Below are 25,252 nucleotides of genomic sequence, written 5' to 3'. Positions count from 1 at the left end.
CTATGACAACCTTATTAATCAAGAACGCGAAGCTTCAAGACCAAGATGGCTTGAAAAAAATCCTGATTGAAAATGGTCAATTTTCTCGCATTCTCGATAATGACGCGCCAATCAATCATCAAGGTGAGATCCTTGATGCTGAAGGTGGCATTGCAGTTTCTCCTTTCTGTGAACCGCATATTCACCTAGATACTACGCAAACGGCGGGTGAACCTAATTGGAACATCTCTGGTACTTTGTTTGAAGGTATTGAGCGTTGGGCTGAGCGTAAAGAACTGCTAACGATTGAAGACGTAAAATCTCGTGCGAAACAAACACTAAAATGGCAGATTGCCAACGGCGTTCAGCACGTACGTACTCACGTCGACGTGTCTGACCCAACATTAGTCGCTTTAAAAGCGATGGTTGAAGTTCGCGAAGAGATGAAAGAGTGGGTCGATATCCAGATCGTTGCATTTCCTCAAGAAGGCATTCTTTCATACCCTAATGGTAAAGAATTACTTGAAGAAGCAGTGAAGATCGGCGCTGACGTTATCGGTGCTATCCCTCACTTCGAATTCACTCGTGAGTATGGTGTTGAATCTCTGCATTATGTATTCGAGCTTGCTCGCAAGTACGACTGCTTAATCGATGTTCACTGTGATGAAATCGATGATGAGCAATCTCGTTTCGTTGAAACACTTGCAGCTTTAGCTCATAAATTTGAAATGGGTGAGAAGGTAACCGCGAGCCATACCACGGCTATGGGTTCGTACAACGGTGCTTATGCATCTCGCCTATTCCGTCTATTAAAGATGTCTGGTATCAACTTCGTTGCAAACCCTTTAGTGAACATTCACTTACAAGGTCGCTTCGACGATTACCCGAAACGTCGCGGCGTGACTCGTGTTAAAGAAATGCTGGCGGCTAATATCAATGTTTGTTTTGGCCACGATGATGTGTTTGACCCATGGTATCCATTGGGTACCGCAAATATGCTTCAAGTTCTGCACATGGGGCTACACGTAACACAGGTTATGGGTTACGACCAAATCAACAACTCACTTGATTTAATCAGCACAAACTCTGCTCGTACATTGAATATCCAAGACAACTACGGCATTGAAGAAGGTAAGCCTGGTAGCTTGTTGATTCTTCCTGCTGACAATGGTTTTGATGCTGTCCGCCGCCAAGTACCTGTGCAGTATTCTGTACGTCACGGTAAGGTGATCGCTGAGACTCAACCAGCGAGAACAAAAATTAATTTGGATCAAATAGAAGATATCAACTTCAAGCGTTAATATCGTCTATACTAATGAAGAGGAGGAAACTGATATTTTCCTTTTCTTCTATCATGTTTGACGAGATGACAAAACCATCACTAAATCAGTGTGTTTGTTGTAGGCTCGCACGATATGACAAAAAAACACATAAATTTAAAACTATGTGTGTACATCGCGAAAGACTGTGTTAACATGCACTCGCTCTGTTAGCCGGAGTTATTTAAGTTAGATGAATAGTAAAAAATTGACATGTAAAATCGTTACCCGTTTTTGTAAGTAGTTTTTCCTTATTTCTTAGCAATATTAAATAATTCAATTATCAGCGCATTGCAGTAATGCAATCAACAATTAAAAAATTTATGAATAAGGGACAAATTATGTCTAACACAAATACTGGCACTGTAAAATGGTTTAACGAAGAGAAAGGTTTCGGTTTCATTTCTCAAGACAACGGCGGCGCTGACGTATTCGTACACTTCCGTGCTATCGCGTCTGAAGGCTTCAAAACTCTGAAAGAAGGCCAAAAGGTTTCTTTCGAAGTTGAAAACGGTCAAAAAGGCCTACAAGCAGCAAACGTTGTTGCTAGCTAATTAAGCTTTTAGCTTAAAAAAATTCTAAAGCGCTGATTTTTATCGGCGCTTTTCTATATCTGCTCATAAATAATATATCCGCTCATAAATATTTTCTCCCCTGTCCTCCTTTTTCGATATAAGCTTCAATCTGCATACTCCTAACCACTCAAGCTTCGCTAATCAAAACTCTACCTTCAATTTACTCTTACTATCAGCACGTAAATCTATTCGAACACTCACCTTTTAATGTCTTCAAGGCTAAATGAGCCCAATACTCATGCTTACTTAAAGTTACGGAACAAAATCCGATCTTTGTCCTAAAATAAGCGAGCAAAAATATGGTTAAAGAACAATCCATTACGTGCTGCTTATCAATGCGCAATCGATATTCATAACAAAAATGAGTGATTTATCCAACCCTCATCCATTAATCATATAATTTTTAAAGCAAAGGTCATCGAAATCCGCTAACCTTGTCCGCAAGTGGCTTGAGCTAGTTTGGTATCTGCAGTAAAAATAATGAAAAAAGACGAATTTCAGAAATCCACCGCTAATCTAAAAAAAGCGGTGCCTCTTATGATGAAGAACAGGGTGTCCACCACACCTGCAAATTACGCACTTTGGTACACCTATGTCGATAATGCTATCCCACAGCTGACTCAAGACATGGATGGTATTTTAGAACACTACGGCATTTGTCCCCCTGCTGTTGGTGAGCAGCTTTACAACAATTATGTTGCGAGCAAATCAGAAACTAACATCAACGATCTTCGCGCTAATTTGGAACTGTTAGTTTCTGAAGTTTCTAATTCAATGAACGATACCCTCACCGACACCTCAGCTTTCTCCGACATGATCGATAAAAGCTTCGAGGATTTGGCTCGTGTTGATAATGACAGTTTGTCTATCGATGAAGTTATGTCTTTGGTTCGTCAGCTTGTTTCAGAATCTCGCAATATTCGCCACTCAACCCAATTTCTAAATTCTCAACTGAACACGGCAACATCAGAGATCACTAAGCTTAAAACTCAGCTGGTTGAAGTGCAGAAAGATGCACTCTTTGACAGCACAACAACACTATACAACCGTCGTTCTTTCGATCGTGATATAGAAACCTTATGTGAAGCGAAGCAATCTCTGTGTTTAATTCTTCTCGACATCGATCACTTTAAAAATTTCAATGATACCTATGGTCACTTGTTTGGCGACATGGTCCTTAAAGGAATTGCTCGTAAACTGAAATTAAGTTGCCGAGAAGGTATTTCTGCCTATCGATTTGGTGGTGAAGAATTCGCTCTCATCGTGCCAAACAAATCTTTGCGCATTGCTCGCCAGCTTGCTGATACCAACCGACGATCTCTAGAAAAGCTATCGATTAAAGATCGCCGCAGTGGAAAATCGGTCGGCAATATTACTGCGTCGTTTGGGGTAGCGGAGCTTCAACCAGGTGAGTCGGCCCAATCATTGATTGAACGAGCTGATAGGTTACTTTACGAAGCTAAATCACTTGGCCGTAACCGAGTCATGCCTCTGTAAGATTTGAGTACAACTCTACTCAAATAAAGACAGTGACGTATTATGCGTGCGTGAAAAATAGCAAAAAGCCCCAAAGACTAACCAGTACGTTAATCTTTGGGGCTTTTTTGTTGATAGGATGTATCGGTTTTAACAACGACTAGTGTGTACCATTAAAGTTGGTAGCAGTAATTCAAGCAGTAATCTTCACCGCTCTTTGCTCTAAACTCTTTGTCTTCACTGCACGCTTTTGGCTTACCCTTCGCATCACCTTGAATCAAACTTATCCAGTGGCGCATTGCAGCAATGGTCTCTTCACGCATTGTAGTCGTTGCTTCCATTGGTGATTGACCAAAGGTAGTGCAAGACTCAAGTTGAATATCATCAATCTCTATCAATTCAATGCAACCTGTCCCTTTATGGCAACCAAACATCACTTCTAGGTGGCTTCCACTGCCATCTCGAAACAAGATTGAATCTGGGTCATTCTTCTCACCCATGTACGCTACAAACTGTTTAGGATGCTTTAGGCCGCTGTGCTGACCATCTTTAAAGTAAGCCATGATATGGCGGTAATCGACTACGTAGCTAGTTACGTCTTGGTGCGATCCATTCTCTAGTGGGAATAATCGATCAAGAAGTTGTTTTGCTTTAACTTGCTTCTCAGTTTGCTGGTTTGCACTGATTGTCTCTACGGCAAAGACAGCTTCAGCGATAAATGGTTTTGATTGTTTTTGGATTTCTGTTTTATCGAATGTAAGCATATTCATAGTCTTTCCCTCTTGACCAGTCCGGTGATAACCACCGATTTCTACAGCAAAAATGTGTCCTAGAGCAATTATTCCAAACTAACGTTTAATTTATTTGTTATTTTGTGAATTGCTTAGTTTGTAGATTAGCGCTTTTTTACATACAATTTCACAACAAAAATTTTACAATGTGAATTTTACAAATATGGCCTTGTCAAAAAGTTTAGTTCGTCAGTCGCATTTCCTAGGTACTAAAATACGTAACCTAAGAAAACGTAACCATTTAACGATGGAAGACCTGTCTGCGCGTTGTATTAGAATCGACCCAGAATATGCACCTTCCGTTTCTTACCTTTCAATGATTGAGCGTGGAAAGCGAGTCCCAAGCATCGATATGTTGGAGGTGATCGCACAAGTTTTTCAGAAAAGTCCAATGTGGTTCCTCGACGACGAATCTGAACAACAAGCCATCGCCCCTGACAAAGGAAACCGTGGTGGGATAAGTGGTATGGCGCTTGAGCCTAGCTTTCTTTTCTCCAATGACATATTGCAAATTGCGATACCTGAGATGTTGTCACAAACTGGCATATCTGGTCGCCAGTTTGCTCACCTATTGATTAGAGCACACCAAGAGAGCAACCAGAACCACTTCCCTGACCTTGAGCGCGCCGCAGAAGAGGTAGGCTTAAAACGCCTTAATCTCAGCGTAGAGGACCTCATAGACATCGCTAGAAGCCTTGGAATAAACATTCGCTGGGTTACACGCACACCGCAAGACGTTGTCGATGAACTCGGAATTAATGCTAAGCAGTTGGTCACCTCATTCTTTGAACCTCCAGGTACAATCTTTTTGAATGAAATTCTCAAAGAGTACCCAACTCGTCTGAAATACGATCTCTCGGTTTATATCGGCCATTGCATTCTGCATAGCAAAGAAGGCCTAAAGAGTGTGTTGTCGGTCGGTAACAACAACACATGGGATGACAACCAGGTTTCAGGATCTTCACAGCTGAACTCTCAAGATATTCTACAGGCGTGGCGAGACTTTGAATCTAGCTTCTTTGCTGGTGCATTGTTGTGTCCGAAAGTCCCATTTAGACAACTCCTTGATCGTACTGGTTACGAAATCGACGTTCACAAAAGAGCAGGGGTTTCCCCCTCTGTTGCGATGCGAAGAATGACGGTAGTATCGCCCTACCCTCACTGGCACTACTTTGATGCTTATGGGCCGGGGAAACTCAAGGCGGTATACCGCGGGAACGGGATTCCACTGCCTTGGGGGAATATGAGAACGGTCGCCGACCCATGTCAACATTGGGCTGTGTTCCGTCGATTATCAGAGCCTCGAGCGGGTAGCTCAGCTCAGATCTCCATTTTAAATGTGGGAGATGAGCCAAGAATCTACTGCTGTGAATCCATCAATATGACGGATCCAGCGGGTAACAATCGCGTGTTATGTGCTGGTATAGACTTAAACCCAGCGATTGATGCTCAAGGTGGTAATTCAAGAGACATCGCAGAGCAGCTTAAAGCGTCATGCGTCAGCAATGGTGGTTCGGTAGTAATACCGCGTAACATCAAGAAAGATCTCACGACAGTAGCCAAAATTCTAAATATAAATTGGATTGAACGTGGGATAGAGACAGAGGCTAGGCTTATCTGCTCCAGAGGAGGAGAATGTCCACGCCAACCAAGCTGCTATTCAAAATGTGGTGGGGATTAACGACTTTCTAGCGAGTCTAATGCAGCAAAGCAACAATATGCTCTCAAATCAAAACACGCTCTCAAATAAAAACATAGTTAATTTGTTTGCTATGTTTGATTCATGAGCTTAGTAAAAGCTAATAGAACTCAAAATTCAGGCAAAAAAAAACCAATCACAATAAAGGTGATTGGTCATATATTTTGTGTGAACAATATGGGTTCACTAACAACGTCAGTTGGCTAGGTGACCCTCGGCTTAAGAAGGGTCACCATTACTAATGCAGCATGCGTGCCAACTTTTCAACTACGTATTTACTACGCATCTGGACACGTATTAGACACAAATTACTGTTTATTTTGCAAAGTGGAATTGCAAATTGCAAAATAAAACAAAAACGCTAGTGATTATGTTGTTATTAAACAATTCTTAAGGTTTAGTTAATCCTCTCTGGACCTGCATTCTTCCATTTACCTAGCTTATCTCGAACCTACAAACCCATAGCACTGACATATTATACGTATAAAAAAACGCGAACATTGAATATCAACATTCGCGTTTCATTGGGTTCTATTAAAAACTTCTAACGTCTAATTTATAGCTTCTAACTATTAATTACAGAAGGAGGTTTTCTCAAAAACGACCTTCGCAATAATCAACTTAAACTGAGCTCGTCTCTATTTTTGAGCCGCAGGCTTAGAACGATTTCTAGATGGCTGACTACCAGACGGTTTGTTTGATGAACGTCCTGGGCCGTAACCTGACTTCTTAGGTTGACCAGCACCGTTTTTACCACCTGAGTTAGTGTTCTTCTCAGCGCTTCCACCAGCATTACCACGCTTATAGTTGCTGCCGTTGTTTCTTAAAGACTTATCATCACCTGAGACTGAAGAGTTGCTTTCAGAGGCTTTGTTGCTTGAGTTAGGATTGTTCGCATTTGGCTTACGCTTAGGAGCAGAACCTGAACCAGAGACATGACGCTTGTTTTTACCTGCTGGTTTGTGACCTCGAGCATTCTCACCAGAACGTTGACCATCAGAGTGTTCACGTGTCTTTTTCGGCTTCTTAGCCTTAATTGGACGTGCATCCAAACGAGATTCAGGCAACTTGTTTACTGGTGCAAAACCTTCAAGTTCACGACGCTCAAGCACTTGTTGAATAAGGCGTTCGATACCAAAGAGTTCACTCACTTCATCAGCACAAACCAATGAAATTGCTTTACCAACTTCACCAGCACGGCCAGTACGGCCAATACGGTGAACGTAATCTTCTGATACGTTTGGAAGGTCGAAATTCACTACTTGAGGCAACTGTGGAATATCGATACCACGAGCTGCAATATCTGTCGCGACTAATACTCGTACTTTACCCGTCTTGAAGTTCTCTAGGGCTTTAGTACGCGCGCCTTGGCTCTTGTTACCATGAATAGGAGCCGCTGAGATGCCTTGCTCGTCAAGGAAGTGTGAAAGCTTGTTCGCGCCATGTTTCGTTTTGCTAAACACGAGCACTTGTCGCCAATCATTATCTTTGATCAGCTTCGCTAGCATTGCGCTTTTTTTCTTTTTATCTACTGGGTAGATGCTTTGCTCAACAGTTGGTGCTGTTGAGTTCGCAGGGCTTACCGAGATTTCAACAGGACTGTTTACTAAACCTTTCGCCAAGCCACGAATATCATCTGAGAAAGTTGCTGAGAATAATAGGTTCTGACGTTTCTTAGGCAAGAAAGCCAAGATCTTACGGATGTCGCGAATGAAACCCATGTCTAGCATGCGGTCAGCTTCATCTAACACAAGGATCTCTAGCTGATCAAAGCGCACTGCATTTTGGTTGTATAGGTCAAGTAGACGACCCGGTGTTGCCACCAGAACATCACTACCTTTACGCAGTTTTTGCATCTGTGGATTAATTTTCACGCCACCAAACACAACCGTAGAAGTCAGAGGTAGATTGATACCGTACTTAACTACACTGCCATTCACTTGCGCAGCAAGCTCACGGGTTGGTGTTAATATCAATGCACGAACTTGATTCTGACGTACGCGAGGGCCTTTTGATAACATTTCAAGAATAGGTAACGTGAAGCCTGCAGTTTTACCTGTACCGGTTTGAGCAGCGGCCATAACATCTTTGCCCGTTAGGACAGCTGGTACGGCTTTCTCTTGGATTGGTGATGGCTTATCGTAACCTTGTGCTTCAATAGCTTTAAGAATCGGTTCAGAAAGGCCAAGGGAGGTAAAACTCATAAATTATTTTCTCAGTTGAATAACATTTAGTATGAGCAACACCCCGTGAAGGCGTATTGCTGCAGCTTTTGCTTATCAAATCATTGATACGAAGCAAAGCGCGGTATTCTGAGGCTTTTCCCCACATTCAGCAACTAAATTCTAATCATTGACCATATTCAACTTAGATAACTTGACGCTTCTGTTGATACATTTTGTCATCAGCGGCTTTCAAAAGACCATCCACATCATTGAAGCTATCGTCATAACTCACCCAACCGACACTGATTCTCAGGTAGATCGAGTGTGATTCATAGACAACCGGCATTTCGCAAATCGCACATTGCAGTTTCTTCGTAATCGATGCCACATGTTGCTCATCGACAATGCGAGGTAACAGCACTAAAAATTCGTCTCCGCCCATCCTTGCGACAATATCAGAAGTACGCAATTTACTCTTTATTCGCTTGGCGCATTCAATTAAAACTTTATCGCCCGCGACATGACCATAAGTATCATTGATCGCCTTAAAACCATCGAGATCAATGTTAACCACAGCAAAGGATTTTGTTTTCTGCTTTTTGACTGTTTTGAACGCTTGCTTGAGGCTATACATGAAATAACGGCGGTTAGGCAACATTGTCAACTCATCATGCATTGAGCGACTATCTGCAATGCGATAAAGTCGATAGATGGTAAAGAAAGCCATCGCAAGAACAAGCATAAGGGTATAACCCACTAGCCTGACAATTTGGATTCGATACCAAGGCACATCCATGAGAACATGTTCATTCCCGGATAAGGCAAGGTACCACCCACCATATGGAAAGTTTACTTGCTCAGTCGTAAAAGCATTATTGAACACATCTTGCTTGCCATAGAAAACGGCGCCTTCTTTTCCTGCGCTATTTGCTCCACGTATTGCTAATTCATATTTTTTTTCAATCTTGCCAACACCGACATCTTCAAACAACTCATCTAAGTCAATCACGGCGCTCGACACACCCCAATAATCTTGGTTGAAGGGAGGATCTCTAAAGATAGGTGTACGTGTAATCAACGCTTGACCACCTTGGAATAACTCAAATGGGCCAGCGATAAATGTATTACCGATATTACGAGCGATCTCAACCGACTCCCATTGAATTGGGTAGTCACGGTAATCAATACCGAGGATCTGCTCATTGCCTTCCATTGGATAAACGAAATTAAGTACATCGTTTTCGGCTAGGCCGATCAATCGAATATGAAAGCCATCTCGAATAATATTTTGCGCGATCTGATCCCAACCTTTTTGGTCACCATTTGGGTTGATGGTCACAAGAGTAGAGAAATTGTTGAGGACATACATGTCTGAGACGATCGTCGCTTCTATACGAGATCGAATAATAGATAGCTGTTTCTTTGCCTCTGAATAGGATTCATTTTTAAGGAAAGTTAACTGCTTGGCGTGAAAAAACTCGATAGCACTCACTACCGATAAGAAAAACAACAAAGATAACAATTTGGCAGGCCACTGCTTGCTAGAACGACTTGGCATTCACGAACCTCTAACACTTTTGTTCTGTTTACTGCCTTAACTGGCTCATTTCTGGCTTACTCTTTAAGTATGCCGCCCAGTCGTTAAAAATCCATACTTAACGTCAGGCCTCCATTCATTATTGAGCTATTCATCACTCCATAGCCAATTAATGACACTGATTACTAAATCAAAAATCCTTAATGAACCTTATAAAGCTAACATTGTGTTGACCCAAACCTTACATTAATGGATTCATCAGTGTTATTTTATACTTACCACTAATCAGCTTGGTACATTACGAACATGAAGCTAAAAACGCTAACTCTGTGCACATTATTATCAGCCTCAGCTACAGTTGCGGTTCACGCACAAGCTACTTCTGATACGCAAGCGGCTTTCGACACACAGCGAACTGTTAACATACAAGAGAATAACCAAGCAACAAGCGTACCAAGTGTTCAATCACCAGCTGATTATCTTCATTCTCAGCAACAGTCTTTCAAACAATCTGCAGACCTCATTCGTACTACCTACGAAAGCCAACTTTATACCCTGCCCGCCTTCAAAGAGGGTCACTATGGTTTGCGTATGTATCGACAAACATTAGACGATAAATATTCGGCTGCGGTATGGAGTGATATGGCACGCGTAGCAAGTAAGCTCAGCACCCTGTCGAATGATGTTCAAACCACCGAACAAATTGTACTGTACTCAGAAAAACGAGTTGCTTCCTATGTTGGCGACAACGATGAACGCAGTGTTCGACGTTACAACATCACCAAGCACATGCCAGAATACCTTTATCTTGGTGTTGATCTCCTTGGCTCTATGGCGCGTGCCAATGAATACGGGTTAGAACACAACAACGATGCCAAGCTTCGTGAAATCATTCGTCGTTATGACTTTTCTCGATACGTGACGAATGAAGACATGATAAAGGCATGGGCGGCTCAATTAGCTAATCAAGTTTACTGGTTGCGCCAACTGGGAGAACAAGATGTCGTTGATGAGTTCATCGACACCTTCCAAAAAGCGTACCCCGACGAAAAAGACAAGAAGCTTTCAAGCCAGCAATACGGCAATAAACTCTATGGTATGACACACGTCATCTTTGGCGACTCAGAGTACTATCAGCATCAAGTGAGCGAACACGATCACCAATGGATCTACGATTACTTTAGAGAAAACATCGATACGATTCTGCTGCGCGCTAAAGAAGATGTGATTGCTGAGGTTGGATTAACCTTCTTACTCGCTGGCTTAGAAGATGATCCAGTTGTAGAGAAAACCCGCCTCGCAATCCAAGCATCTATCGACAAGGACCACGGCATGATCCCTTCGATCACTGGCGATTTTGATCTTGAATACGGTGAACACCGCAACGTGTTAGCAATCATGCTACTCGATTGGCAGCAAGTGAACGAGGCTCCGACTTATGAAGGCAACCCTAAAGTGTTTACTAACATCCCTTACGGACTCGTTAAAAACCAATCGCTCAATAAGTAACAACGGTAGAGCAAATAACGTGCTTTAAATAAGCAGCGATACCTAAGTGGTCTATAGAAGCTAAAAAAGCCGCATACCTTTCGAGGCCTGCGGCTTTTTAGTGCTTACTACAACATCACTCGGCTCAGGCTCAGGCTCAGGCTCAGGGCGTAATTTTGTTCATCACTATTGTGAAGTCCCCTTCTGCGTAGCCCTCTATTAAAGAGACATCCTCACAGAGCGTTTTACAGAAACGATAGACACCTTGAGGGTGGTAACTCATCAAGGTATTGCGAGAAGGATATTGGCTTGAATTCAGAAGATTAAAAATCACGGTCTGATTCGCCAATCCAAACATACGAGTAATCATATTGGTCAGGTAGTCAGAGTCACGTGATATGTAATTCAGTGAACCACTGGCGACCACAATATCGTGGGCTGGTAGGTTCATGTTACTCATATCACCCGATAAAAATTCGCAGCGTGCTTCGGTGTAGTTTTGCTTTGCCTTCTTAAGAAAGTCTGCATGTTGATCAACTCCAGTGTACGATTGAATGCGATAGATACTATCGAGCAGTTCAAACAACTCTCCATAACCACAGCCCAAATCCAAAACACTTTTCTTCTCAAAATCGGCCGAGCGAGCGATAACTTCGAAGCGACATAATTGGCTCTCTTCGCTTGTCCAACCTAAAGACTTAGCTTTATCGCCCTGCCAACGATTAGTCTGCTTTCGATGATACCAATACACCTTAAAACGGTCGCGCCAGTGCATTACGAGAAATCCACCCACACTTCACGTCCACCAGCCAACTCTTGGTTATGGTATTGCCATTGATATTGCGCGAGCAGCTTTTCAGTTAGCTCAAGACCCAAGCCAAAGCCCAAATGATTATCTTCTATAGTGCCATCGGTATTGTGGTTAACTATAGTGACTTTAGAACCCGACTGGACGATATCCACAGTACCGCTGTCAGTGTGTTGAAAGGCATTTCGAATCAAGTTGGTCAGCACAATGCGAGTTAGCCCCAGTGGTAACTCACAGCGCGTATCGTCGCTTTCAAGGTTCACAATCACAGCCTTTCCACTCAGTAAGTAGGTTAAGTCGTGGTTAATCTGTTGCAGTAGCTCACCAAGATGAGTGCTCTCCACGGGCAGGTCTTTATCTTGCTGTCGAGTTAACCACAACAAGGTTTCAGTCAAATCTGTCATGGTGAAACCAGCGCGCTTGATTCGGTCTATCACTTCAAGCTGCTTTTCTGGGCTCTTGCCCTTTTGAATCAACTTCTCTAGCAGCTCACTATTGGTTCTTGTGACCGCAATGGGTGTGCGTAACTCGTGGCTGGCATAACCCAAAAACTTTTGCTCTCGCTCTAAACCACTTTGAACTGAGCTTAAGCTATCGCGAATGATATTAGCTAAGGTGTTCAACTCACTAAAATGAAAATCTGGGGTTGGCTCGTTGAGGTTATCTTTATCTAACGACTTAGCCCAATTTTTTAGCTGTTCAACGGGCGATGCGACCTTGCGAAGTATCAAAACTAAAATGGCAAAGAACAAAACAATCGCGGCTAACGCAGTCAACAAGATAGTGACAAAGTGAGGAAGCGCTTTGTCTTCTAAGAAATGATCCCGTGTTTGGTCAAACACAGCTGAAACATAGCGTTCTTCATCTCCCTTCATCACTTTCATCACAAAGTAACCCTCTTTTGGCGGTGCGAAGATTGACTTGCCAAGAACCTTTTTTGAGATGACGTTTAACTCAACATTACTCTGCTCAATATGAGATTGAATACCTTGTGGTAAATCGCTCCATTGCGTTGCAACCGTAAACTCTTGATTGGTCACCGACTTACCGGGCTTCACGACCTCTTGCTGAGCTTGAGCAATCATAGAGCCACGCATAGCCACATCCATACCCGAGATAAAGTAGTTTATGCTCAATGCCGATAGCACCAGAATGGTCGTCACTCCCGTGACCAGAATCGCCAGCAAAACGTAGATTCTTAAACTTGGCCTAATCTTCATCCTTCTGGTAACTCCTTAATCGCAAATCCTTTGCCAGCAATGGTATGCAGTAATTTATTCTCTTGCTCGCCATCCACTTGTTTACGCAGATTAAAGATATGTACTTTTAAGCTGTTGCTGTCCGGTTGTTCATCCCCCCACACACCTTGCATGATCGTCTCTCGCGAAACTGGGGTGGGGCTAGATCGCATCAATATTTCTAATATTTTCAAAGCTGTCGGTGAAAGCTTCAAAGGGGAGTTAGCACGACAAGCTTGATGTTGTTTAAGGTCGATGTCTAAATCACAAACGGATAAGCGGCTTACCTGACCACTGCGCCGTTTTGCCAAGACTTGTGCTCGCACAATCAGCTCTTCCATTGCAAACGGCTTCACCAAATAATCATCAGCCCCTTTGGAAAAACCGGTCAGCTTGTCGTCAAGGGTATCCCGCGCTGTGAGCATCAATACTGGCGTATCAATGCCTTGTGACCTTAAGTTTTCGCAGACTTGTAAGCCGTTCATTTTTGGTAAGTTAAGATCGAGGATCACCGCGTCATAGCGGTTTGTTTCAATGAGATTGAGTCCAGCTAATCCATTCGCCGCGTGGTCGCATTGAATATCTTCCAGATCTAGGTAATCAATAACCGCAGTAGCCAAATCGAGGTCGTCTTCAACCAAAAGCAGTTGAAGTTTATCTGTGAGTTTATTGGTGGCGGATTCTGCCATTATGACGACCTCTATTATTCCCTGTAATGGGGTAACCTTTAGTGAATATAAACAGGCTAATACCGCTTAGAGTAAGCCAGCAAGCATTAATCCAAATACCTTTAACCTAGATGCCACCAAGCTATATCATCTTAATCTTAATCTTAATCTTAATAGCATCTAGCCTAGCCTTTATTAAGCGGTTTGTTCAACGCCTTTAACTCGATGAGTCACTTTAAGTATCAGTGACTTAATTTCGCACTGAATCATTAATAACGCTGGAGTCAAAATCAACGTAATGAACGTAGCAAACAAAATACCATAGCCTAACGCAGCAGCTGCTGGAATAAGGAACTGAGCCTGTAAAGACGTTTCGCTCAACAATGGCGTCAAACCTGCGAACGTGGTGACCGATGTGAGTAACACGGCTCTTAGTCGACCAGAACACGCTTCAACAATTGCATCGTGAACCGACTTGCCCTGCTCTTTGATTAGCTCATTGAAACGAGAAACCAACAACAAGCTGTCATTCACCACCACGCCACTCAACGCAAGGATACCGTTTAACGATAGGATACTGATTGTTAAGTCATTCCACCAGTGTCCTAAAATTGCACCCACAATACCAAATGGAATTGCCGTCATGATGATCACTGGCTGAATGTAAGACTTCAATGGGATAGCAAGTAAGGTATAGATAGCAATCATCGCGAGTACAAACATGCTCATCATTGAGCTGGCCGTCTCTTCTTGCTCTTCGGTTTCACCTGCAAAATCGACCGTTAACCCTGGATATTGCGCTTCTAAATCGGGAACCAAAGTATCTTGCAGTTGATGAACCAATTCTGCAGGTGCAACGACGTCTTTGTCCAATACTGCACTGATGTAAACCGCGCGTTGGCTATCAATACGTGTGATCTCTGATACTTGGTAATCTGAATGTACTTCAGCAACCGTACTCAAAGGCACAACCGTACCATCGTTGGTTCTCACACTAGATTGCTTAATATCAGCAATGGTTTGACGATCAGATTCTGGATAGCGAACTCGAACTTTCACTTCATCCTTACCACGTTGGAATTGCTGAACAATATCGCCGCCAAACGCTTGCAGTACTTGCTGTGAAAGGCTTGCGGTATCAAAACCTAATGCACGGCCTTGTGGTGTTAATTCAAAGCGATACTGCGGCTCACCAAGGTCCAAGTTATGATCAATACCACTGACACCGTCAATCGATTGAAGTTTGGTTAAAAACTCATTGCCCGCAGCCGTGACCGATTCTTCATTCCACGCTTTCAGCTCAACTTTGAAGTTGTCGACCATTTCAATTTTAGACAAAACTTTAAGTTTCTTAACGCCTTCCATTTGACCAACGGTTTCTTGCCACAAATCTGCAAATTCGTTCGACGTATAAACACTGTCACCATCCAATTCGATTCTCACTTGGCCAGAATCATCTGCATCCGCGATAACTTGAAGGCTAAGCAGTTCTGATGGTTCACCTTGAGCGCCATATTGAGCTCTCAGTGTTTCATCAGTTTCCGTCACTGCCGCTTCAAGCACTAACAAGTTTTGCTGTGTTTGACCAAAGCTGGCATCGTTCTGCATCGACATATCAGCTGTAACGGTGTCACCCGGCATATCAGGGAAGAAAGCCACACGAACCGCACCCGTCATCGGTAGCCCAGCAACCAAGATAAGCAGCGACAAGAAAACCATTACCACGGCGTAACGCAGTTTTAGTGCCCATTCAATAGCCGGGCAATAGATACGTTTGTTAAACCAACCTAATCCGGAATCCGCGGCATGTTGAATGCGAGCCCACAATCCCTTCTTGTCACTACGCTTAGTATTTATGTGTGCCAGATGCGATGGGAGGATGAACTTTGATTCAACCAATGACAGCAACAAGCAAATAGTAACGACGGTGCCAAATTGAGCATAAATCTGCCCCATTTTACCTTCAACATTGGCCAATGCTAGAAAGGCAACGACGGTCGTTAACACACCAAATATAGTTGGTGACGCCACTTTCATGGTTCCTCTAATGGTACTGCCTATCGAGTCCCCTTCTTCTTTGCGTGTGGAATAGATACTTTCTCCTACCACCACCGCGTCATCGACCACAATTCCGAGCGCCATAATGAAACCAAAGGTCGTCATTTCATTGATGGTTAAACCCATGAAGGTATCTGTCATGAAAAACATGGTGCCAAAGAATACAAACGGTAAACCTGCAGCCACCCAGAAAGCGACACGAACATTAAGGAATACGGCTAACACGATGAACACTAACGCAATACCCGTTAGTGCATTCTTCACTAATAGACTTAAACGATCTTTGATCATGGTACTTTTGTCGTACCACGTTTCGATCTCTACATCGTTTGGCAACATGTTGTTGCTTTCCCAACGTTCGACCACTTGCTGAGCTTGCTCAACGATGCTAACAACATCGCCGTACTCATCCATTACAATCTCAATTGCCATAGCGTTTTGCTGGTTGTAACGAGATAGAACGAAAGTATCGTCAGCAAACATGTCTTCAACGTCAGCGATGTCACCCAATGTTATTTGCGTACCATCAGCCGCCGTCATAACCGGAATTGCATTGAAATCTTGCAGTTCATACGCCTGCTCAGATACCTTCAAACGAACGGTTTTTTCACCATTACGAAGGCTCGTTGAAATAGCAGCTGACGATTCCGCATTGATAGCTTCAGATACGTCAGTCAGTGTTAAGCCATATGCTTGTAGTTTATTCTCATCGACCTCGACCGAGATCATTGGATCGGCCTTAGCCTTGATTTCCAAATCACTAATCGCAGACTGGCTCAATAAGTCAGACTTCAATTGCTCAGCTAAGCTTTGTAGTGTCGCCCTGTCAGCATCACCATAGAGCTGAACCCACAACGCATGATCTTGCATTCGGGCTTTATCAATCACAGGATTGTCAGCGTCAGCAGGCAAGTTGTTAATCGCATCAACCTTGGTCTTCACGTCAGTCAACAAAGTATCGAGATTGTAGGCGCTCGTTTTTTCAATCGAAATGTGGCTACCATTCGCATCAGAGGTTGACGTTATACGCTTAATTCCAGGCACTGTTTCTAACGCATCTTCAATCTTGATTGCCAAGCCTTCTTCGGCTTGAACTGGGTCACCACTGTCGTAAGTAACAGAAACAGTCACGACATCGGGTTCAAGACTTGGGAACGCTTCTTTACGTAATGAGTTAAGCGATAACACGCCAATAATAATTACGCCGATTAACAATAGATTCGCAGCCACGGAATTATTTGCAAACCATGCGATTGCGCCCGTATGCGGCTTGTTCGACGTCTGGTTACTATTCGCTTGGTTGTTAGATTTCAGCTCATTAGACATGATTAGCCCTCAGCCTTAGCCAGCACAGTCATGCCAGTTTTGAAGCTACTCAAAGGCCGTTTTACTATTTGAATACTGTTGCCATTTGATATTGTTTGATTACTTAATTTACTTGGATCAACATAAATCAAACCGCCCTTCTCAAACTCAACATCCACATTCAATTTAGACAGTTGACCATTTGCATCAACAAACCACAGGTCGCCCTGCTGTGAAATTGCAGACGCGGGCAGTTCCCACAATTGAGTGAGTTGCTTACCCGAGATCGTTGCTTTAACGAATGTGCCCGGATAAAGATCTTTCTGTTGTTCCAAAGGATTATCGACTTTCACGATCAACGAACGTTGACGAGTATCTTGCTGCAAATGTTGCTCAACTCGTTCAACATAACCTTGCCATTGGTATTGACCATCAGAACTCGACAACGTTACGGACCACGGTTGTACTTTCAATTGCGTGTTATCGCTATTCGGTAAGCTCAACCATTGGCTTTCAGACAGGGGCACAGAAACCTCAACTTCATCGATACTGTATAAAGTAGCTATCTGGGTACCCGTTTGTGCATAGCTTCCCGGTTGAACATCACGGCTCACAACCAACGAATCAAAAGGGGCAACTAATGTTGTTTTTTCGAGGTCTTGCTGAGCCTTAACTAGTTCTAACTTGGCGTTTTCTAGAGCTGCGGTAACTTGTGCTAATTGGGGCTTACGCAATACCAAAGGCGAATCAGGCTCGCCGGACAAACCAGAGCGTTGCCATTCAGACTTAGCTTGTTCGCCTTGTCTTTGCTCTTCCAATAAATCCAGTTGAGCTTGAGCAACATTGGCCTTTGCTTGCGTCACTGCTTGTAGGTAACTGGTCGAATCGATATTAGCGATCACGTCACCTTCGCTAATCACTTGTCCAGTTTCAAACTGCGAGCTGATCGTTTCTACTCGGCCACCAACTTCCGTTGAAAACATCAATTCGTAACGCGACTTCGCTTCTCCGTAGCCCACGACCTCTGCTTGGTAGTCACCAAGAGTGGCAAGTACCACTGACACTTGTTGCTGTTGCGATGCAGACAAAATTGTCGTTTCAACAGGCGTCATTTCGAGAGACTGAGTGTCAACAGACATAGTTTCAATAGACTTAGTGTCAACAGCCATAGCCTGAGGCTCGGAAACCGTTAGTTCATTCGCCTTTTGAGGAGCAGGAGCCACTTGAGAACCGTTGTAAGCAAGGGCAGCAAAGATGCTTGAACCAGCCACTAGAGTGATGGCAATTGTGATGGTGTTCAGTTTCATGAAGATACTCCCAAGCCCAGAGCTAGGCCTAAATCAATTCGGTTTACGAGACGGTTATAAATGGTTTGTGTAAGCTGCGCTTCAAGGTCGTAGGTTTGTTGCTGAACAGTAAGTAGATCAAAAATGTCGACCAAACCCTGACGGTATTTCTCTTCATAGCTGGTGAAGCTGCGTTGTGCGCTCACCAAGGCATTCGTTAGGTGTTGCTGTTGAAGCGTTAATGACGACTCTTGACCCATCGCGTTCTCCACTTCATTTACCGCACTAAGCAATGTTTCTTGGTAAGCCCAGTAACTGGTTTCTGTGGTTAAGTCAGCAATCTCTGCTTGGGCTTTCAGCTTGCCACCTTGAAACAGTGGTGCCGATACTTGGCCAAGCGCACTCCACAAAGGCCCGGTAAGCAGCGCTTCGCTCGGAGATTCCGCCATATCGGTTAGGCTTGCAGATAAGCTGATCGACGGCAGCATCGCTTTGTATGCGGCATCGGCACGTAGTGTTTCCGCTTCAATATTAAAGAAAGCCGCTTGCAGATCCGGACGCCCTGCTAGATCTTGCGTCGGCATGTTGTCTAGCGGGTTAATGATGGTTGGAAATGAACCGAGTTCAGCTAATGAAGCTTGATCAGATTCACCACTCCACTGCCCGGTTAACAAAACCAATTCACGTCGGCTTTGTGCAAGCTGCTCGCGGTAATCAGCTAAAGTTGCCTGAGTCGATGCGCTGCTTGTTTTCGCGTTATCAAGATCTTCAAGGCTGCCTAGCCCTGCGCGATAACGCTCAAGAACAAGCTCTTCGTTGTTTTCTAGAATCACTAAGCGCTGCGTTTCGATATCGACGAGCTGCTGCTTCAAACTGATATCAAGCCAACCTCTCATCACACTCGCGACCAAAAGATCTTGAGCGCCCTGAAGGTTAGCTTGAGACGTCGCGATATCTTTTAATGCGGCGTTGTTTGTGTCTGCTAACTTCTGCCACAGATCCAATTCCCAACCGACGGTCACTTCGGTGGTGTAGGTTTCAGTCGTGCTTGAGCCGTTGGTGCCCTCGTCAGCTTTACCAGAAAAGCTCGCATCTACAGTCGGTAGGCGGTCGCCTGACGTCACACCTTGTTGCGCGTACGCTATTTTTAAGGCAGTGATACTTTGTTGAAGGCTCGGGCTGTTTTGAAGCGCACGCTCGATATAAAGATCAAGCTCTGGGGTATTCACTAAATCGGTAAGTTGCAGATTCTCAGCCTCTAGTGCTTGTTTATTAGAGGTTTGTTTATTAAAGGCTTGTTCGGCTGATGCTTGCTGTATCAACTGCGCAAGCAGTGTTTGTTGTGTCTGATTGGTATTCTGTTCAGCTAACGAAACATAATCAGCCTGACTGGTTGTGGTGCAACCGATCAAACCAATCAGAGCAAGTGAAATAAGGGAATGTTTTAAAGGAAGATTCAATTTCATCTTCTTGTCTCCTGTAAGAATGGAGACAAGATAACGAGTTTGAGGTTAAGAGAGGGTTAAGGCGAACGTTAACCCTAAAAGAAAATGCAAAAGTGTACGTTTAAACTTCTGTTTTATGCTTCTGACTTGCTAGAAAAGAGCCCACCGATCTTATAACCAATCGCATAGCAAACCACCGCGATAGTCACAAACACCAATGCCGAGAAGAAGTACGCCACCGATGCTGCGACGCCAGTGCCCCATACGATGCTGAAGACCAAACCGAGATAAGCCTCTTGTGGCCACTGGTAGACAGGAAACTGAGTACCACCAGCAATAAGATAAACCATCGCAAACAAGCCAATGAAGGTGGCAATAAGACCGATGAGAACGCGCATGTTCATGGGGAAACCTTTGATTTATTGGGCTTGGTTGCCATTATTCTTAGTCGAAAGCGGATGTGCTTAGTCGAAACCGAATATTCTTAATCGAAACCGGAGTTCTTAATCGAAGCCGAATGCTATTAATCGCAACCTAATGATATTCAAGTATATCGGATAAAAGCCACTGGCTCTATTACTCTTCAGAGTGAGCTTTTACTCGCCATAACAAGCGACAATGGTTAACGAAAGCTTGGTTATGCTTAATCAACAGGTACAAAAAAGCGAACACCCTCTTACGTTTAATCCGCAAGAAATGTGTCCGCTTTCTATTTTGTAACTTGTGTCAGTGGGCTAAATCACTGACTGCGACTTAAAGCAGGATGAAGATACCCGCTAAACAAGCACTCATTAAGTTTGCTAACGTACCTGCCGCCACCGCTTTCAAGCCTAAGTTTGCCACTTCAGCACGACGCTCTGGCGCCATAACACCAATCGAACCCAGTTGAATCGCGATAGAGCCAATGTTAGCAAAACCACACAAAGCAAAAGTCACAATCACTTGGCTGTGTTCAGATAGCAGCGCTTTATTTTCAACGAAGTCGATGAAAGCAACAAACTCGTTCATTACGATTTTCTGACCGATGTAAGAACCTGCCATTAACACTTCATCACTCGGGATACCAATTAACCATGCTAGTGGTGAGAACAGGTAACCAAAGATAGCTTGCAGGGTAATGCCAGCAAAACCGAACGTTTCACCTAGGCTTTCTAGGCCCGTGTTCACCATGGCAATCACACTCACGAATGCAATCAACATAGTACCTACCGCTACTGCGACTTTCATACCGTTCATCGCGCCGCTAGCCAATGCGTCAATCACGTTGCTTTGGTCTGCTCTATCAAGCTCGATATGCTCATAGTCGCTAGGCGTACTGCGCTCAGGAACAATGATCTTCGCCATCAACAAGCTACCCGGAGCCGCCATGAAACTTGCTGCGATCAAGTATTTAAGCTCAACACCAAGGCCAGCATAGCCACCAAGCACACTACCAGCTACCGATGCCATACCGCCTGCCATTACCGCAAACAGTTCAGAACGAGTCATAGACTTTAAAAATGGACGAATAAGAAGAGGAGACTCACCCTGAGAAAGGAAAATATTACCGGTTGCTACCAGCGATTCAGCTTTACTTGTCCCAAGCAGTTTTTGCACTGCTCCACCCAAGATTTGAATCACTTTTTGCATGACGCCTAAGTAATATAGCGCAGAGATTAAAGCACTGAAGAAGATAATGATTGGAAGTACGCGAATCGCGAAAATGAAACCTTCAGTAGCCAGATCACCGAATAGGAAAGCGATACCAGCATCCGCAAAACCAAGTAGGCTTGAAACACCATTGCTCATGCTCGTTAGCGCCAATTGTCCCCACGGGAAGTACAATACCAAGGCGGCAAAACCGATTTGAAGTAGTAATGCTCGAGACACTGTTTTCCAGTTAATCGAAGAGCGACTTTCAGATAACAGGTACGCACAAGCAATCAGTGAAAGAACACCGACAAAACCAAATAGAATATTCATAATGTGTCCTAGTAATCCTTAAAGAGTAAACATGAGCCAAACGAATGACATCAAAGGAATAGGACAAAGAACCGCAAGCAAAACGCTACGCGATGAAGGAGCTAACAACGTTAGCGAATGTAACAACGAGTTGTTCATGTAAAGATCACCTTATACAAGCAGTGGAACGTAGCTGGTCCGGTCCGTGGGGTCATTCACATATCCATGTGACGGCTTGTATTGGCTAAGCACCGGCTTAAAACCGGAAGAGAAGTATAGACAGTTAAGTGAGACTTTCATCACATTTTTAACGCAAACGATCGCGCGGTCAAGGATTAAACAAAACGCGGTGTTTATCATCATTTACGTGCTTCATAAGCTGTAAACAAGCTGTATGAGTTTGAATTTGGGTTGTTAAGCCTTTAAAGGCACGAACGTAATCATTCGGTTAATTCTGTGTGATTCTTATCCCTTTTCTGTGCTCTGCCTCATTTCACGGTACTTCAAGATTCATCTTAAGTTTAGATACGTATATACTTTGTATGATCTCACCAACTCATTATCTATAAAAACTAATAGAGCTGATTAGATATAACAGCCATCGAGACTAAGAGAGGACACACGTGAAAAAAATGGAAGCTCCGCACGACATGAACAATGGAGCTAGATTCAAAACAAATAGACATGGCTATGTGACAGTAGTTGAATATTATAATACTCATACTGTTATTGTTGCGTTTGAAAATACCGGAAATATCCGCGCTATCAGTGCGGCTAAATTACGTACAGGTCAACTTACCGATCGTTCAATAGCTCCTGAGTCAATTATGATTGGGGAAAAAGTTGAATCCGTAAAACATGGTATTCTGACTATCGCGCAAGTCGAGTCTGAAAATATTGTTGTACTGACGAACTCTAATAACGAAGAGATTCGCATGCTATTACCTGCAGTACAAAAAATGAAAGACAAAGTTGAATATGTTGATAACGAAAAAATTGAAACACCAAAACCAACCTCTCTTAGCCAATTAACAAAAAGAAGTAAGAAGACCAAAGACGTTAATAGCATGCTTAAGAAAATGCTTACCGATTACGGCAGATACGATTAATTTCTCATTTTCCTCAATAAATCCTCTCGACATTTATACCCTAACGCCTCAAATAATTAAGCACACCATTCACAATAAAATACGTTGCATATTCGAGTGAAAAGTTAAATTTGATCAAAGTCTCACTCTGTATCTTTGCTACAAATTAACGAGATCTTCATCACAATCTCATTTTGACTTTGTGATGCAGATCTTATTGAAATGCCAATATTTCCATTACTATGATTCCACACAATAAGAGAACAAAGTTTCTCAACCCTTAAAATCCAATTGAGACAAATATTATGAAAAAGATCCTTGTAGTTTGCGGTAACGGCCTTGGTACTTCACTTATGATGGAAATGGCAGTAAAAGAAGTGGCTAAAAAAATTGGCTTCGAAGCTGAAATTGATCATGAAGATCTATCATCTGCAGCATCAAGCAACGCTGATATTTGGGTAGCAGCAACAGACATTGCAAACCAACTAAAAGAAGGCGGAAAAGAAAACATCATCAGCCTTAAAAATATTTTTGACAAAGCATCAATCGAAGAACAACTAAAAACTTTCATGTAAGGTCAAAATTATGCAAAACTTTTTCGAGTTCATGCTCGGCTTATTAAAAGAGCCAGCAATCATGGTAGGTTTAATTGCTTTCATTGGCCTTGTTGCTCAGAAAGCCGATATTTCTACCATTCTAAAAGGCACCATTAAAACTGTAATGGGTTTCCTAATTTTAGGTTTTGGTGCTGGTGCTCTTGTTGGCGCTCTAAATAACTTCTCAGTTGTATTTACAGAAGCATTCGGTGTACATGGTGTTATTCCAAATAACGAAGCGATTGTTGCATTAGCACAAGAAGCATTCGGTTATGAAATGGCTCTAATCATGTTCTTTGCATTTGTTGTGAATATTTTATTGGCTCGTTTAACTCCTTTAAAATATATTTTCTTAACGGGTCACCACACCATGTTTATGTCGATGCTAGTGGCAGTTATTCTGTCTTCAGCTGGTATCGAAGGAACCGTTTTAGTGGCTATTGGTGCAATTCTTGTCGGCACACTGATGGTTGTGATGCCTGCATTGGGCCAGAAGTACACTGAAAAAGTAATGGGTACAGACCAACTTGCTATCGGTCACTTCTCTACCCTTTCTTACATCGTATCGGGCTTCATTGGTAGCAAATTCGGTGACACATCGAAAACAACAGAAGATATCCAAGTTCCAAAAAGCTTAATGTTCCTACGTGATACGCCGGTTGCTGTTGCAACAACAATGGCTATCTTCTTCATGCTTGCATCTATTATTGCTGGCGGCGAGTTTGTAGAAACGGTTTCTAGCGGTCAAAACTGGGTCGTATTCACCTTCATGCAGTCTCTTATCTTTGCTGGTGGTGTCTACATCGTACTGCAAGGTGTGAAGATGTTGATTGCTGAAATTGTACCTGCATTTAAAGGTATTTCAGACAAGCTAGTACCAGGCGCAAAACCTGCTCTAGACTGCCCAATGGTATTCCCTGTAGCACCAAACGCGGTACTTATCGGCTTCCTTTGTTCTTTCGCAGCAGGTCTACTAGCAATGGCAGTACAAGGCGCACTTGGTTGGACAATCATTGTAGCGGGCGTAGTTCCACACTTCTTTGTAGGTGGTGCAGCTGGCGTTTACGGTAATGCAACTGGCGGTCTACGTGGTGCTATCTTAGGTTCTTTCACTCAAGGCCTATGTATCTCTTTCCTACCAATGCTTCTACTTCCAGTTCTTGGTGGCCTCGGTCTTGAAGCAACAACATTTGCTGACTTTGACTTCGGTGTCGTTGGTCTGATTCTAGGATGGATTGTTTCATGAGCCTGTTCGATTTAATTGGTAACCAAGGCGTTATCATCAACTCTGAAGAGAACCTAACGGTTGATGCTGCGCTTGATGTGACCTGTTCAACACTGCTAGCAAGTAACAAAATTGAAGCAAGCTATGTTGAAGCGATTAAGCAAAAGCATAAAGACATTGGCGCGTACTATGTTCTAGCACCAAAGATTGCGATGCCTCACGCTCGCCCAGAAGACGGCGTAAACGAAGCATCTCTTCAGTTGACGGTGTTCAAAAACGGTGTCGATTTAGAATCAGAAGACAACGGTGACGTTTACCTCTCGATTACTCTGGCGGCAATGGATTCCGATAGCCATATCCATACCATTATGGCGCTTTCAGAGCTGTTCCAAAATGATGAAGACATTGATGCCATCATCGCAGCGGAAACAGAACAAGAGATCATCGAGATCTTAAAGCGATACTAGCTCAATTTTTAGGTCTTAACCTTTAGCTCTTGCTGATGTTTAGCTCCTGAAAGCCCCCATTAAAAAAGCGATAGCCGAGGCTATCGCTTTTTTTTCTG

At 43.3% G+C, this 25,252-nt stretch carries 20 protein-coding genes; 9 read left to right on the top strand and 11 right to left on the bottom strand.

Going from position 1 to position 25,252, the window contains the following annotated elements:
- Positions 1 to 2: 2 nt before the first annotated feature.
- The 3 genes from OCV36_RS18035 to OCV36_RS18025 all read left to right on the top strand — a co-directional run bounded on the left by OCV36_RS18035 (position 3) and on the right by OCV36_RS18025 (position 3,370).
- Positions 3 to 1,280, top strand: coding sequence for a cytosine deaminase (locus OCV36_RS18035; protein ID WP_135458283.1), 1,278 nt, complete (start codon positions 3 to 5; stop codon positions 1,278 to 1,280).
- 359 nt (positions 1,281 to 1,639) lie between these two features.
- Positions 1,640 to 1,852, top strand: coding sequence for a transcription antiterminator/RNA stability regulator CspE (gene cspE, locus OCV36_RS18030; protein WP_102553711.1), 213 nt, complete (start codon positions 1,640 to 1,642; stop codon positions 1,850 to 1,852).
- Positions 1,853 to 2,353: 501 nt separating this feature from the next.
- On the top strand, positions 2,354 to 3,370 hold the full coding sequence (locus OCV36_RS18025) for a GGDEF domain-containing protein (protein WP_135458285.1): 1,017 nt from the start codon (positions 2,354 to 2,356) through the stop codon (positions 3,368 to 3,370).
- A 152-nt stretch (positions 3,371 to 3,522) separates the two neighbouring features.
- On the opposite strand, the gene OCV36_RS18020 is transcribed toward OCV36_RS18025, so the two are convergent.
- Positions 3,523 to 4,119, bottom strand: coding sequence for an aldolase/citrate lyase/malate synthase family protein (locus tag OCV36_RS18020; RefSeq protein ID WP_135458287.1), 597 nt, complete (start codon positions 4,117 to 4,119; stop codon positions 3,523 to 3,525).
- 268 nt (positions 4,120 to 4,387) lie between these two features.
- Between OCV36_RS18020 and OCV36_RS18015 the strand changes: the two genes are divergently transcribed.
- The gene (locus OCV36_RS18015) at positions 4,388 to 5,821 is read left to right on the top strand and encodes a DUF3612 domain-containing protein (RefSeq protein WP_029225275.1); all 1,434 of its coding nucleotides are present in this window, start codon (positions 4,388 to 4,390) and stop codon (positions 5,819 to 5,821) included.
- 656 nt (positions 5,822 to 6,477) lie between these two features.
- On the opposite strand, the gene OCV36_RS18010 is transcribed toward OCV36_RS18015, so the two are convergent.
- Both OCV36_RS18010 and OCV36_RS18005 read right to left on the bottom strand, forming a co-directional pair.
- The gene (locus tag OCV36_RS18010; RefSeq protein ID WP_135458289.1) at positions 6,478 to 8,043 is read right to left on the bottom strand and encodes a DEAD/DEAH box helicase; all 1,566 of its coding nucleotides are present in this window, start codon (positions 8,041 to 8,043) and stop codon (positions 6,478 to 6,480) included.
- A 163-nt stretch (positions 8,044 to 8,206) separates the two neighbouring features.
- Positions 8,207 to 9,562: a diguanylate cyclase gene (locus OCV36_RS18005; protein WP_135458291.1), complete on the bottom strand. Its 1,356-nt coding sequence runs from the start codon at positions 9,560 to 9,562 to the stop codon at positions 8,207 to 8,209.
- A gap of 285 nt (positions 9,563 to 9,847) precedes the next feature.
- On the opposite strand from OCV36_RS18005, the gene OCV36_RS18000 reads away from it, so the two are divergent.
- Positions 9,848 to 11,050, top strand: a complete 1,203-nt coding sequence (locus tag OCV36_RS18000) for a DUF3541 domain-containing protein (RefSeq protein ID WP_135458293.1) — start codon at positions 9,848 to 9,850, stop codon at positions 11,048 to 11,050.
- 142 nt (positions 11,051 to 11,192) lie between these two features.
- Here OCV36_RS18000 and OCV36_RS17995 read toward each other — a convergent pair whose 3' ends face one another.
- From OCV36_RS17995 to OCV36_RS17960, 8 genes are all read right to left on the bottom strand, one after another.
- Positions 11,193 to 11,804: a class I SAM-dependent methyltransferase gene (locus OCV36_RS17995; RefSeq protein WP_135458379.1), complete on the bottom strand. Its 612-nt coding sequence runs from the start codon at positions 11,802 to 11,804 to the stop codon at positions 11,193 to 11,195.
- On the bottom strand, positions 11,804 to 13,057 hold the full coding sequence (locus OCV36_RS17990; protein WP_135458295.1) for a sensor histidine kinase: 1,254 nt from the start codon (positions 13,055 to 13,057) through the stop codon (positions 11,804 to 11,806). Before OCV36_RS17990 ends, OCV36_RS17995 begins: the two co-directional genes overlap by 1 nt.
- Positions 13,054 to 13,764 (bottom strand): response regulator transcription factor, encoded by a 711-nt coding sequence (locus OCV36_RS17985; protein WP_135458297.1) that lies wholly within the window; start codon positions 13,762 to 13,764, stop codon positions 13,054 to 13,056. The genes OCV36_RS17990 and OCV36_RS17985 overlap by 4 nt, the downstream gene beginning before the upstream one ends.
- 174 nt (positions 13,765 to 13,938) lie before the next feature.
- Positions 13,939 to 17,127, bottom strand: a complete 3,189-nt coding sequence (locus OCV36_RS17980; protein WP_135458299.1) for an efflux RND transporter permease subunit — start codon at positions 17,125 to 17,127, stop codon at positions 13,939 to 13,941.
- Between the two features lie 2 nt (positions 17,128 to 17,129).
- On the bottom strand, positions 17,130 to 18,413 hold the full coding sequence (locus tag OCV36_RS17975; protein WP_135458301.1) for an efflux RND transporter periplasmic adaptor subunit: 1,284 nt from the start codon (positions 18,411 to 18,413) through the stop codon (positions 17,130 to 17,132).
- A complete protein-coding gene (locus OCV36_RS17970; RefSeq protein ID WP_135458302.1) occupies positions 18,410 to 19,858 on the bottom strand; it encodes a TolC family protein in 1,449 nt (482 codons plus the stop codon). The genes OCV36_RS17975 and OCV36_RS17970 overlap by 4 nt, the downstream gene beginning before the upstream one ends.
- A 113-nt stretch (positions 19,859 to 19,971) precedes the next feature.
- Positions 19,972 to 20,241: a hypothetical protein gene (locus tag OCV36_RS17965; protein ID WP_017076598.1), complete on the bottom strand. Its 270-nt coding sequence runs from the start codon at positions 20,239 to 20,241 to the stop codon at positions 19,972 to 19,974.
- 349 nt (positions 20,242 to 20,590) lie between these two features.
- A complete protein-coding gene (locus OCV36_RS17960; protein WP_017076597.1) occupies positions 20,591 to 21,799 on the bottom strand; it encodes a NupC/NupG family nucleoside CNT transporter in 1,209 nt (402 codons plus the stop codon).
- A gap of 611 nt (positions 21,800 to 22,410) precedes the next feature.
- On the opposite strand from OCV36_RS17960, the gene OCV36_RS17955 reads away from it, so the two are divergent.
- The 4 genes from OCV36_RS17955 (at position 22,411) to OCV36_RS17940 (ending at position 25,154) form a co-directional block, all read left to right on the top strand.
- Entirely contained in the window at positions 22,411 to 22,887 is a 477-nt protein-coding gene (locus OCV36_RS17955; RefSeq protein WP_135458381.1) for a hypothetical protein, read from the top strand.
- A gap of 284 nt (positions 22,888 to 23,171) precedes the next feature.
- Positions 23,172 to 23,441 carry a PTS sugar transporter subunit IIB gene (locus tag OCV36_RS17950; protein ID WP_017076594.1) on the top strand — a complete coding sequence of 90 codons (270 nt, stop codon included), beginning with the start codon at positions 23,172 to 23,174 and terminating at the stop codon, positions 23,439 to 23,441.
- Between the two features lie 10 nt (positions 23,442 to 23,451).
- A complete protein-coding gene (locus OCV36_RS17945; RefSeq protein WP_135458304.1) occupies positions 23,452 to 24,708 on the top strand; it encodes a PTS ascorbate transporter subunit IIC in 1,257 nt (418 codons plus the stop codon).
- Positions 24,705 to 25,154: a PTS sugar transporter subunit IIA gene (locus OCV36_RS17940; protein WP_167853055.1), complete on the top strand. Its 450-nt coding sequence runs from the start codon at positions 24,705 to 24,707 to the stop codon at positions 25,152 to 25,154. The genes OCV36_RS17945 and OCV36_RS17940 overlap by 4 nt, the downstream gene beginning before the upstream one ends.
- Positions 25,155 to 25,252 lie beyond the last annotated feature (98 nt).

It is taken from the genome of Vibrio echinoideorum, assembly GCF_024347455.1.
GTDB lineage: Bacteria > Pseudomonadota > Gammaproteobacteria > Enterobacterales > Vibrionaceae > Vibrio > Vibrio echinoideorum.
Note: the sequence above shows the minus strand (reverse complement) of the source record. Positions and strands in the feature narration are given on the sequence as shown.